This window comes from Janthinobacterium sp. 61 (assembly GCF_002846335.1).
Lineage (GTDB): Bacteria > Pseudomonadota > Gammaproteobacteria > Burkholderiales > Burkholderiaceae_D > Janthinobacterium.
The window spans coordinates 3484636-3496776 of sequence record NZ_PJMQ01000001.1 but is presented as its reverse complement, the minus strand read 5'-3'; the positions used below and the strand labels follow the sequence as shown (position 1 = coordinate 3496776).

The window sequence follows — 12141 nt, the reverse complement described above, 5'->3', positions numbered from 1 at the left end:
CTTAATCCTTCCGTGCCAGCACGGCTGCCGGCGCGGCGGGCGCGGTGGCGGGCGCGGCGAAGGTCACGCTGTGGCCCGGCTTGACGCCATCGAGTTTGGCGATGATGACTTTCGCGCCCGGCACCAGGCCGGACGTCACTTCCGCATAGCCTTCATCCTCGTTGCGCAGTCCCAGCGTGACGGGCTGGGCGACCACCTTGTTGTTCACCAGCGCATACACCACGTGGCCCTGCTTTTCATTGCGCACGGCCGTCAGGGGCACCAGCGGCGCCACGATTGATCGTTCGGTAACGATGCTGCCCTTGGCGAACATGCCGCCGCGCAGCGCGCCATCGCCATTGTCGACGGCGATGTAGACCAGCATGGCGCGCGAGCCGCTCTCGGTGGTGGGGTTAATGCGCGTGACCTTGCCGGCAAAGTCGCGCGCGCCGAAGCCGTCGACCTTGAAGTGCACGTCCTGGCTCAGTTTGATGCGGGGGATTTCCGCGCTGGGCACGGGCGCTTCCAGGGTCAGCTGCGCCAGGTTGACGATGGTGTAGACGGGCATGTCGGGCGAGACTTTTTCGCCGGCCTGCAGGTGGCGTTTGCTGACGATGCCGGCCATCGGTGCGCGGATCACCGTGTCGGCCAGCGCGATGCGGGCGATGTCGACCATGGCGGCGGCGGCCTTGACGTTGGCGCGCGCCAGGTCGACCGAGTTTTGCGTGGTGTCGTAAGCCGTCTGCGAAATGTATTTTTGCTTCAGCAACGCCTGGCTGTTCGCTTCATTCTTGGCTGCCATGGACAGGCGCGCCTGCGCTTCGTCCAGCATGGCTTGCTGCTGCGTCAGGCGGGCGCGCAGGTCGGCCGCATCCAGGCGCACGAGGATTTGCCCATTGGCCACGGGCTGGCCTTCCTGCAAGGTCGTTTCCTCGATGACGCCGGAAACCTTGGCCTTGATGGTGGCCTGGGTCACGGGCGCCAGCGAACCGGACAGAGGCAGGCTGATGGCCAGCGCGCGCGCATCGATGGCGGCTACGTCGCCCTGCGCCAGTTCATGCACGGGCGTCTTGGCCTGTTCCTTCTTTTTGCTCGCTTGCAATTCGGCAGCCTTGGCGGCCTGCTGCTTCGACTGCATCACCGTCCAGCCGCCGCTGGCCAGGCCCAGTACGACGAGGATCAGCACGGGGGTGCGCCAGCGCCGGCGGCGCGTGGCGGCAAGGGGAGAGGCGGGGGGCAGGGTCTCGTTTTTCATAGATTTTTTTTCAGGAGCGGCGCAGGGGCTCGGCGCCAGGTCTCGGTACGGACCCGGCCTGTCGCTGGCCGGGGGGAATTCGGGTAGCGCATCACCGTGGCGGCCGCAGGCAGCACGCCTGCCGCTGCGGCCGTTCACGGCGATGCGCATGTTGCCACTTTAGGAAGAATCAGCTGCGGCCGCCATCGCCGTGCGACAGATTGCACAAAATCGGGGCTGGAATGCAAAAAACGGCGACCAAAGACCACTGCGGCATGGATGCCGGGCTATCCGGCCTGGCTGTCGCTGACGGCCATCCGCGACAGCCAGGGGCAATTGAGCAATGACCTGGCCATACTCAACGATTTCAGTGAGCGCAAGAAAAACGGGGAGCACGCGCGTCACCTGGCCTCGCACGATGTCCTCACCGACTTGCCGAACCGGCTGCTGCAGCAAGCCTGCCAGCGCGCGCGCCTGGCACGATGCGGGCCATGCCTGGCGCGTGGCCGTGAATCTGTCGACGGCGCAATGCCTGCACAATAATTTATTGCTCAGCGTACAAAATGCGCTCGCCGTGTCGGGTCTGCCAGCCGGCTGTTTGGAACGGGAAGTGACGCGGTGGGTTCCAGGCTGGCCATCGACGACTTAACGGCGCAGCAGCTGGCGCCGTTGTTACATTAGTGCCTGCATCAATGAATGTTTCCCAGCAGCTTGACGCGCATCAAGACCTGGCCATGGTCGGACGCGTACGGCAGGCCCAGCAGCAAATGGTCGTTCAGGCAGCTTACTTCCTGCACCACGCCGATGGCGCGCGGCGAGTTGGCGTGGAAATGTTCGGACACGAGAATGTGGTCGATCGTCATATAGGCGCTGTCGTGGATATTCGTGTAGCCCACGTGGCGCAAGGCGTCCTGGCGCAGCTGGATGGCGTTGGCGTCGTACAGGCGCGCGCGCATTTCAGGCATGTCACCATGCGATTCGCAGGGTGCACCGGCACCCATGACGATGGCCGTGGTGACGGCATTGGCGATGTCGTTGAAGTCGCCCAGTACGATGCGGGGACGGCCGCTGTGGCCCAGTTCGCTTGCCAGCACGCGCAGGGCCACGGCTTCCGCGCCGCGCCGCTGCAGCGAGCGCAGGTTGGCCAGCGCGTAGGCGGCTGCATCGTTGCTGTCGCCATGGCGGTAGTCGGGCCGGCGCGATTTCAAGTGCACGACCACCACATCGGTGAGTTGCCCTCCAGGCAAGAGCACCTGCACGTGCAGTGGCGCGCGGGCGAAGCGGCAGGCGTTGTCGTCGGTGGCATAGGAGTCGGCGGGCAGGCTGATACCGGCGGGAAAGCTCGCATGGGCCACGCCTGCGCCGGCCAGCGGCAGTCGCGACACCAGTGCCACCGTGGGCAGCATGCGTCCTGCCGTATCGACCGCATCGTAGCCGGCCAGCGTGGCGTCGCGGTAGTGGCGCGTGCGCGACAGCACGTCGCGCAGGGCCGCCTGCGAGAAAATTTCCTGGAAACCGATTACGTCGGCGTCGAGCAGGTCGATCTGCCGCGCCGTCCACTCCGCCTTGGCCTCGTATTGCGCCGGGCTCAACGGTTCCAGGTTGTCATACAATTTCGCCCCGGCCGGGGCCAGGTTGCAGACATTGAATGTGGCAAAGCGGATTTCTTGCTGCATAATTAGTACTCCTCACTGAACGATCAGCGTATCACGCATGGCTAAAAAAGAGCATATTTCCGAAACGCAGGCGACGCAGCTGCTGCGCAAGCATCAAGTTTCCTTTGAAGAACACCCGTATCCCTACGAGGAGCACGGCGGCACCAGCGTCTCGGCGCGCGAACTGGGCGTGCCGGAACACGCGGTGATCAAGACCCTGGTGATGCAGGACGAGGCGGCGCGGCCGATGATCGTGCTCATGCATGGCGATTGCAAGGTATCGACCAAGAACCTGGCGCGCGCCATCGGCTGCAAGTCCGTCGAGCCGTGCAAACCCGAGGTGGCGCAGCGCCATTCCGGCTACATGATAGGCGGCACGTCGCCGTTCGGCACCCGGAAGGCCATGCCCGTGTATGTGGAGCAATCCATCCTGGCGCTCGAGCGTATCTATATCAATGGCGGGCGGCGCGGTTTTCTCGTCGCGCTGGCGCCGCAGGTACTGCTTGATTTGTTGCAAGCCAAGCCGGTGCAGTGCGCGCTGCAGGATTAAGGAAATCGCCCAAAGCCTGTTGCTGGGCATAGAGCATGGTGTATATTCTGCTGCGCCAGCCTCGATGCTGGTGCAATAAACATAATAAAGGGAAGAAATGAATCCAGTAATCACAACCGTGGCAATGACAGTGGCCGCTTACTTGCTCGGCTCGATATCGTTTGCCGTGGTGATGAGCAAGGTCTACGGCATTGCCGATCCGCGCACCTATGGCTCGAAAAATCCGGGCGCCACCAACGTGCTGCGCAGCGGCAACAAGGGCGCCGCCATCATGACCCTGCTGGGCGATGGCGCCAAGGGCTGGCTGGCCGTGTTCCTGGCCGACCATTTTGCCAGCGCGCTGGGCGTGGGTGACACGGCCGTGGCCCTGGTGGCCATCGCCGTCTTCCTCGGCCATTTGTGGCCCGTGTTCTTCCGCTTCGTCGGTGGCAAGGGCGTGGCCACGGCCCTCGGTGTGTTGCTCGGTATCAATCCATGGCTGGGCCTGGCGACTCTGGCGACCTGGCTGATCATCGCCTACGCCTTCCGTTATTCGTCGCTGGCAGCTCTGGTGGCAGCCCTGTTCGCGCCGTTTTACTATGGCTTGCTGTTCGGGGTCGATCCCATCTTGCTGGCCGTGATCGTCATGAGCGTGCTGCTGGTTTACCGCCACAGCCAGAACATCGCGAACTTGCTCTCTGGCAAAGAAAGCAAGATCGGCGGCAAGAAGGATGCGGCCAACGCGTCCGCCATGAAGAAGTAAGCGCTTGATTTCCTGCGGCCCGCACGCATATGCTGTGCTTGCGGCGCCGCGCGGTGCGGCCGCCACCGACTCGCGCAAAGGCTGCCCACCATGAGTTCCACTCCCGCCACACCCACTCCCATCCGTATCGACTTCGTTTCCGACGTTTCCTGCCCCTGGTGCGTGATCGGCTTGAAGTCGCTGGAACAAGCCTTGGACAAGCTGCACGATACCGTCCAGGCCGACATCCACTTCCAGCCCTTCGAGTTGAACGCCAACATGCCGGCCGAAGGCGAGGATATCGGCGAACACATCGCACGCAAATACGGCTCCACCCCGGAACAGATGGCGCAGTCGCGCGAAGCGATCCGCGCGCGCGGCGAGCAGCTGGGCTTTACCTTTGCCATGGACAAGCGCGGCCGCATCTATAACACTTTCGATGCGCACCGCTTGCTGCATTGGGCCGCGCTGGAAGGGCGCCAGAAGGCATTCAAAATGGCGCTGTTCGATGCGTATTTCACGCAGGGCCAGAACCCGTCTTCGCACGAGGTGCTGCTGAAAGTGGCGGGCGAGGTGGGCTTGGATACGGTGAAAGCGGCCGAGGTGCTGGCCTCAAGCGCCTACGCGGACGAGGTGCGCGCACAGGAGCAGTTCTACCAGCAGAACGGCATCAACTCGGTGCCCGCCGTCATCATCAACGAGCGCCACCTGATTTCCGGCGGCCAGCCCCCCGAAGTGTTTGAGCAAGCCTTGCGCCAGATCATCGCCGGCGCTTGAGCGGGGCGCCAACGGCGCGCGCCATGGCGGACTTTTTGCGCTACACTCGGCGCAAAGGGAGGATAGTCAAATGCCAACAGCCAGCTGGAATGGCGCCGTCATCGCGCAAGCCACCGATGCGCAGGTGCAAGTCGTTGAAAACAATGTGTATTTTCCTTTGGCGGCGGTGACGCAGGAGTACCTTCGTCCCAGCAGCCACACGACCACCTGCCCATGGAAGGGCACGGCCAGCTATTACGACCTCGTTGTCGATGGCCAGACAAATGCCAACGCGGCCTGGTATTACCCCCAGCCCAAGGACGCCGCCAGGCAAATTGCCGGCTACGTCGCCTTCTGGCGCGGCGTGAGCGTCGAGCGCTGACCTGACGCCCCCTATTTCCTGACAAAGAAAGCAGACGATGGATTTACGCCTCGCCGTGTACCAACTCGCCTCGGACAACGCGCTCGACGCCCAGCAAACCCGGCAATTGCAGGAAGTGGCCGGCTTCCAGCGCGAGCCTGCGCGCCTGGCCTACTGGCTGCCGCGCGGCGTGGCCGTGCTGGGCGCCGCGCTGCTGGGCATGGGCCTGATCTGCTGGGTCGCCGCCAACTGGGAAGACCTGGGCCGCATGGGCCGCTTTGCCCTGCTGCAAGGCGTGTTTGCCGCCACCTGCGTGGGCGCGTTTGCCATGCCCAAGGCGCGCGTGCCCTTGCTGCTGCTGGCCTTGCTGGCCATTGGCGGCCTGTTCGCGTATTTCGGCCAGACGTACCAGACGGGCGCCGATCCGTGGCAGCTGTTCGCCCTGTGGGCCGCGCTGGCCTTGCCCCTGTGCCTGGTGGCGCGCAGCGACGTGCTGTGGACGCCGTGGATGCTGGTGCTGGCCACGGCTGCAGCCCTGTGGATGCAGGCGCACGCGCACCACAGCTGGCGCATCGATTCAAGCGATCTGTCCATTTTCGTCAGCGGCTGGCTGGCCGTGCTGCTTGCCTGTGCTTTTGTCTCGCCCCTGCTGGCGCGCTGGACGGGCGCGGGCAGCTGTGCCTTGCGCCTGGGCCTGGTACTCGCCACCATCCTTATCACGGGCACGGCCGTCAGCGCCCTGTTCGGCAGCCATGTCGAATCGCCGTACTGGGCCGGGCTGGGCTTGCTGGCCGTCGCCGGCGTCTTGCTGGCCACGCGCCGCTACTTTGACGTGTTCGGCCTGAGTGCCGTCGCGCTGGGCGTCAACACCTTGCTGGTTGGCGGCTTGGCGCGCGTGCTGCTTAATGGGGGGAATGGCGATGGTGTCGGCAGGCTGGTAATGCTGGGCTTGTTTGCGGCCGTGCTGCTGGCGCTGACCGTGCAAGGCATACTGTGGCGCACGCGCCAGGAGGCGGCATGAGCAATTTGAACAGTCAGCGGGCCGATGCGCTCGCCACCCTGATCGATGACGCCACGCGGGCTGGTGTGCTGCCGCCCGGCACTAGCCGGCCGATGCAGGATGCAAGGCCGTGGCCGCTGGTGCTGATGACGGCCTTCGGCGCCTGGCTGGCCGCCATTCCCCTGATGATTGCGCTGGGCGTGGGCCTGGAAAGCGTGGTGCGCTACGGTCCCGGCGCGTATGTCGTGGCCGCCATCGTGCTGGTGGCGTCCGTGCTGCTGATCCGCATGCGCGGCGTGGCCCTGTTTGTCGAACAGCTGGCCGTGCCCTGCCTGCTGGTGGGCGGCGGCTTGCTGGGCTACGCCCTGTTCCGCGACTATGCCACGCAGATTGCCTCGCTGCTGATGTGCCTGGCATGCCTGGTGGTGGCGGCATCCCTGCCGCGCGACTGGCTGCGCGTACTGCTGGGACTGGTCGCTTGCGGCTTGCTGGCGCTGGGCATCGTCGATAGTGGTCGCGACTGGATTTTCGAGAACGACCCCACGCAACTGTATCTGGCCTGGATGCTGGCGCTGGCATGCTGGCTGGGCGCGCACTGGCTGCAGAAGCAGGCTTTCAACGATGGCCGCGGCGCGCCCATCGCCGCCTTCCTGGAATCGCTGTCGACGGGGTGGGTATTGGCCATCTTGCTGGGCCTGGTCTTCTGGTCCGGCATGACCTTCATGCTGGGCGGTGCCTTGGGCGGCGGTGGCATTGCCGGCGACGTGGCGCGTGAAGTGACGCGGCACCAGGGCGCTGCCTGGTATGCGCAGGCCTTGAATGGGGTCTCGTTCGTGCTGGCCACGGCGGCCGCCGTCTGGACAGGCTGGCGCTGGCCGGCGTTGCGCCAGTTGCCCGCCATTGGTGTGGCGCTGGTGCTGATCGTGCTGGCGTGGTTCATGCCGGCGCTGGGCCCCGTGCTGCTGATCCTCGCGTATTGCCTGACGAGCGGGCGCTCGCGCGTGGCCGTGGCGGCCGGGCTGGCGGCGGCGTGGATACTTGGCAGCTTTTATTACCAGCTGGCCTGGCCACTGGCCAGCAAGGCGGCGCTGCTGGCCATGGCGGGCGCGCTGTTGTGCGCGCTGTCGTGGCTGGCCACGCGTGGCAAGGTATTGCATCTGGTGGAAAGCAAGCAGGCGGCCGCGCTGACCCAAACCCGCGCCGTGCGCCTGGGCGTGCTGGCGGGCTTGCTGCTGGTGCTGTTGGTGGCAAATATCGGCATCTGGCAGAAAGAGCAGCTGATCGCCAAGGGGGAAGCGATCTTCGTGGCGCTGGAACCCGTCGATCCCCGTTCGCTGATGCAGGGCGACTACATGCGCCTCAATTTCGTCAACCTCGGCGTCCTCAGCACCCTGGCCAGCGTGGACAGGGCGCCAGGGAGGCCCCTCGTGGTGGCCAGGCGCGATGCACGCGGCGTGGCAGAACTGCTGCGCCCGTACACCAAGGAGGCGCTGGCGCCCGGCGAATTCCTGCTCGAGCTGACGCCCAAGGATGGGAACTGGGTGCTGGTCAGCGATGCCTGGTTCTTCAAGGAAGGCGAGGCGGCGCGCTGGGAAAAGGCCCGCTATGGCGAGTTCCGCGTGCTGCCCGATGGCCGCGCCTTGCTGGTGGGCATGCGCGGCCCGGAACTGGAGAAGCTGTAGCGCAAGTAGTAGTCCAAGAGCGCGTCGGGTCGGCCCATCCTGTAAAATTGCCCGATGGATAATATTACGCATTCGTTCATCGGCCTCGGGGTCGGCGAACTGGTACACCGCAGCCTGCCGCCCGAGCCGCAAGCCCCCGCCCAGCGCACCCGGCGCGCGCTGTTTCTGTTTACGGCCTGGTTTGCCAGCAACGCGCCCGACCTGGACCTGGTCCTGACCAGGCTGTTGCCGCGTCCTTTCGGCTACATGCTGCACCACCGTGGCCACACGCATACCTTGCTGCTGGCCTTGCCGCAGGCGCTGCTGTTGCTGGCGCTGCTGTGGCTGCTGTGGCCCGGCGCGCGCCGCCTGCTGAAAAGCAGCGTGCCCGCCCGCGTGGGCCTGGCAGCCTGTCTGCTGCTGGGATTCTGCCTGCACATGGGCATGGATTTCCTCAATTCCTATGGCTTGCACCCGTTTTACCCGTTCGACAGCCGCTGGCTGTATGGCGACATGGTCTTCATTGTCGAGCCCATGTTCTGGGTGCTGCTGGGCGTGCCCGTGATCATGTCCTTGCGCTACGGCATCGTCAAAAGCGTGTTGCTGGCCGCCTTGGCGGCAGCCCTGTGTTTCTTTACCTATAAAACCTATCTGGCACCCGCCTCGCTGGCCGTGCTGCTGGGGCTGGGCGTGATGCTGGCCGTGCTGCAAGGGCGGGCCGGCGAGCGGGGGCGGGGAGCGCTGCTGCTGGCCTTCGCACTGGCCGCCACCTTCATTGGCACGCAGGGCGTGGCCTCGGCCCTCGGCCGTACGCGCATCGAGGCGGCCGTGCAGCGCCTGGACCCCGGCACGCGCGTGTGGGATGTGGCCATGACGGCATTCCCCAGCAATCCCCTGTGCTGGATCTATGTCTCGCTCGACAGCAAGACAGATGTGTACACCTTGCGGCGCGGCACGTTGAGCCTGTTGCCCGAATCGCTGGCGCCCGCCGCGTGCCCGGCCGGGCTGGCCGAAACCGGCAAGCGGGGCCAGCAACTGGCGCCCGGCATCGCCGTGTCGGCCCAGGCGGCGGGCAGCCTGGCGACCTTGCGCGCCTTGCAGGAAGATAATTGCTATGTCGACGCCTGGTTCCGCTTTGCCCGCATGCCCAGCTTGAATGCGGACAAGCTGACGGACGTGCGCTTCAACCCCGGCATGCTGCCCAATTTTACGACCGTGGAGCTGCAGCAGTTCCGTGGCCGGCCTTGTCCCGCCTACGTGCCGGGCTGGGACCGCCCCCGTGCCGACATGCTGGCGCCACCCGCGCAGGAGCATGAATAGCGTAGATGTTGCCCTGTGGCAAAAAATATCGTGTGTGCACTTACTTCGCCGTGGCCGTGCATGCGACAATTGTTAATTCAGCATGGATGTCATTAAGTTAGGACTATTTTGGAAGAGCAACACGCCTTACCGTATTTGCGAGAAACCCTGCTGTTTCTCGCCTTGGCCGGGATTTTTATTCCGCTATTGCAACGCCTGAAGGTCAACCAGGTGCTCGGCTTCCTGGCCGTCGGCGCCCTGTTCGGCCCGTTCGGCTTCGGCCTGTGGGCTGGTGAATTCACGTGGCTGACGTATTTTTCGTTCGTGCGTGCCGAGCAGGTCAGCGGCCTGGCTGAGCTGGGCGTGATGTTTTTGATGTTCATGATCGGCCTGGAACTGTCGACCGAACGCCTGTGGGCGCTGCGGCGCTGGGTGTTTGGCGCGGGCGTGGGGCAGGTGGCTGTCAGCGCTTGCCTGATCGGCGTCGTCGCGTATTACTTCGGCCTGTCGCTGGAAGCGTCCATCGTGCTGGGCCTGGTGCTGTCGCTGTCATCCACGGCCGTCGTGATGCAGTTGCTGACCGACCAGCGCTCCCTGCAGACCCCAAGCGGCCAGGCGGGCTTTTCCATCCTGATGTTCCAGGATTTGATGGTGGTGCCGCTGTTCATCCTGATCGACGTGTTTGCCAGCGGGCGCAGCGACGACCTGGCGTATCTGCTCAGCTTTGCAGCCGTGAAATCGGCGGGCGCCATCCTGCTGATCTATCTGCTGGGGCGCCGCGTGATCCGTCCGCTGTTCCAGTTTTTCGTCAAAAAACGACAGCCTGACGTGTTCATGGCCCTGACCTTGCTCAGCACCCTGGGTATCGCGGGATTGACGTATCTGGCAGGCCTGTCGATGGCGCTGGGCGCCTTGCTGGCGGGCTTGCTGCTGGCGGAAACGGAATTTCGCCACGAAGTGGAAGTGACGATCGAGCCTTTTAAAGGTTTGCTGATGGGCCTATTCTTCATGTCGGTGGGCATGCAGATCGACGTGCGCGAGATCCTCAAGTCGCCGATCTTGATTCCGCTGGCCGTGCTGAGCCTGTTTGCGGTGAAAACCCTGGTCATCAGCGTGATTTTCCGCATCGGCGGTTTTCACTGGGGGCGCGCCGTGGAAACGGGCGTGCTGCTGGGGCAGGGCGGCGAATTTGCCTTCATCGTCGTCGCGTATGCGCTGGGCACGAAGTTGATCGGCCCGCAGGTGGCGCAGTTCGTCATGCTGGTGGTGGGCCTGAGCCTGTTTGCTACGCCGGCGCTGGCCAAGGCGGCGCGCGCTTTCGGCAACTGGTGGGAAAAGCGCCATCACCATCAACTGGCCGACCTTGCGCACGGCGCGCTGCCGCCGCAGGGCAGCACCGTCATCATCGCCGGTTTCGGCCGGGTGGGGCAGTTGCTGGCCAAGGTGCTGACGGAGCAGGATATCGCCTATGTGGCGATAGAAAATGATGCGCGCCTGGTGACGACCCTGCATCCGCGCGGTTTCCCCGTGTATTTCGGCGACGCGTCGCGCGCGGAATTGTTGCAAAAAGTCAATGCCGACCGGGCTGCCGCCGTGGTACTGACCATGGACCATGCAGCGTCCGTCCTGCATGCCGTGAAATCGATCCGCCGCGAATATCCACAGCTGCCCGTGTATGCGCGTGCGCGCGACGAGGCGCATGCGGTGGCCCTGATGCAGGCGGGCGCCACCCTGGTCGTGCCCGAAGCACTGGAATCGGCGCTGCAGCTGACGGCCACCGTGCTGCACACGGTAGGCCTCTCGGAAGCGCGCACGACGGACATCGTGCAAGCGGAGCGCGACCGGCGTAATGCCGTGCTGCTGGCGAAGAAGCTGTCGTAGTGCTGTCGTAGTGAAACCTGTAGCGCAAACGTGCGTGTCGCCGTGCTTTGTCAATTATCTATACAATAATAGTATATGAGCACACTACCCACATGAAAGCCGCGACGAAGAGCGGGGCGGCACCCTTGACGCCGCAGCAGATTGCGGCGCAGGAAACGCAGCAAAAATTTGGCAAGCCCGAACGGGGCTGGCGCGAGCAGGTGTACACCGTCATTTTCGAGGCGGAAACGCGCACGGGCCGCGCCTTCGACCTGCTGCTGATCGCCGCTATCCTGATCAGTGTGACGGTGGTCGTGCTCAGCAGTGTCGCCTCCGTGGCGGAGCGCTATGGCACTTGGCTGACGGCGCTGGAATGGTTTTTCACCATTTTATTTACCATCGAATACCTTGCCCGCCTGTCGTGCCTGCGGCATCCGGTGCGCTACGCCAAGAGTTTTTTTGGCATTATCGACTTGCTGGCCATCGTGCCGACTTACATCGGCTTGCTGCTGCCAGGTGCGCACGTGCTGATCGACGTGCGTATTTTGCGCCTGCTGCGGATGTTCCGTATCCTCAAGCTCACGTCCTATGTGCATGAATACACGGTGCTGGGGCGGGCCTTGCTGGCCAGCCGCCGCAAGATCCTCATTTTCTTGTCTTTTGTCATGATGGTGGTCTTTCTGTTGGGTACTGTGATGTATGTCGTGGAAGGGCCGGATAACGGTTACAGCAGTATTCCCACCTCGATATACTGGGCCATCAGCACCATGACCACGGTGGGTTTCGGCGATATCACGCCGCGCACCGACATCGGGCGCACCATCGCTTCTCTGATGATGCTGCTCGGCTGGGGCATCCTGGCAGTGCCTACCGGCATTATCAGTGCCGAAATGACGGTACAACGCAGTTCCAAGCTGGTTACCACGCGTACCTGCCCCACGTGCCTGAAAGAAGGGCTCGATGATGATGCCAATTTCTGCAAGAACTGCGGTGTTGATTTGCCGCCGCTGGCACGCGATTAGCTCATAGACCAAACATAGACCGTATTTACTTTATTTTGTTAAG

The 12141-nt window shown here is 63.9% G+C and carries 12 protein-coding genes; 10 read left to right on the top strand and 2 right to left on the bottom strand.

The features are described from left to right. Window position 1: 1 nt before the first annotated feature. Window positions 2–1234, bottom strand: coding sequence for an efflux RND transporter periplasmic adaptor subunit (locus CLU92_RS15960; protein ID WP_101482692.1), 1233 nt, complete (start codon window positions 1232–1234; stop codon window positions 2–4). Window positions 1235–1492: 258 nt separating this feature from the next. Between CLU92_RS15960 and CLU92_RS15955 the strand changes: the two genes are divergently transcribed. Beyond that, a complete protein-coding gene (locus CLU92_RS15955; protein WP_101482691.1) occupies window positions 1493–1756 on the top strand; it encodes a GGDEF domain-containing protein in 264 nt (87 codons plus the stop codon). A gap of 146 nt (window positions 1757–1902) precedes the next feature. Here the strand turns inward: CLU92_RS15955 and CLU92_RS15950 are convergent, their stop codons facing one another. After that, window positions 1903–2889: an endonuclease/exonuclease/phosphatase family protein gene (locus CLU92_RS15950; protein WP_101482690.1), complete on the bottom strand. Its 987-nt coding sequence runs from the start codon at window positions 2887–2889 to the stop codon at window positions 1903–1905. Between the two features lie 37 nt (window positions 2890–2926). Between CLU92_RS15950 and ybaK the strand changes: the two genes are divergently transcribed. The 9 genes from ybaK (at window position 2927) to CLU92_RS15905 (ending at window position 12098) form a co-directional block, all read left to right on the top strand. Next, window positions 2927–3418, top strand: a complete 492-nt coding sequence (gene ybaK, locus CLU92_RS15945; RefSeq protein ID WP_101482689.1) for a Cys-tRNA(Pro) deacylase — start codon at window positions 2927–2929, stop codon at window positions 3416–3418. A 97-nt stretch (window positions 3419–3515) separates the two neighbouring features. After that, entirely contained in the window at window positions 3516–4160 is a 645-nt protein-coding gene (gene plsY / locus CLU92_RS15940; protein ID WP_257561099.1) for a glycerol-3-phosphate 1-O-acyltransferase PlsY, read from the top strand. A gap of 90 nt (window positions 4161–4250) precedes the next feature. Continuing rightward, on the top strand, window positions 4251–4916 hold the full coding sequence (locus CLU92_RS15935) for a DsbA family oxidoreductase (protein WP_101482687.1): 666 nt from the start codon (window positions 4251–4253) through the stop codon (window positions 4914–4916). Window positions 4917–4986: 70 nt separating this feature from the next. After that, on the top strand, window positions 4987–5277 hold the full coding sequence (locus CLU92_RS15930; RefSeq protein WP_101482686.1) for a DUF427 domain-containing protein: 291 nt from the start codon (window positions 4987–4989) through the stop codon (window positions 5275–5277). A 37-nt stretch (window positions 5278–5314) separates the two neighbouring features. Further along, window positions 5315–6277 (top strand): DUF2157 domain-containing protein, encoded by a 963-nt coding sequence (locus CLU92_RS15925; protein WP_101482685.1) that lies wholly within the window; start codon window positions 5315–5317, stop codon window positions 6275–6277. Continuing rightward, entirely contained in the window at window positions 6274–7938 is a 1665-nt protein-coding gene (locus tag CLU92_RS15920) for a GDYXXLXY domain-containing protein (RefSeq protein WP_101482684.1), read from the top strand. Before CLU92_RS15925 ends, CLU92_RS15920 begins: the two co-directional genes overlap by 4 nt. Before the next feature lie 54 nt (window positions 7939–7992). Continuing rightward, complete coding sequence (locus CLU92_RS15915) at window positions 7993–9237, top strand: metal-dependent hydrolase (RefSeq protein WP_101482683.1); 1245 nt, start codon at window positions 7993–7995, stop codon at window positions 9235–9237. Window positions 9238–9345: 108 nt separating this feature from the next. Further along, window positions 9346–11097, top strand: a complete 1752-nt coding sequence (locus CLU92_RS15910) for a cation:proton antiporter (protein WP_101482682.1) — start codon at window positions 9346–9348, stop codon at window positions 11095–11097. 92 nt (window positions 11098–11189) lie between these two features. Beyond that, a complete protein-coding gene (locus CLU92_RS15905; protein WP_101482681.1) occupies window positions 11190–12098 on the top strand; it encodes an ion transporter in 909 nt (302 codons plus the stop codon). Window positions 12099–12141 lie beyond the last annotated feature (43 nt).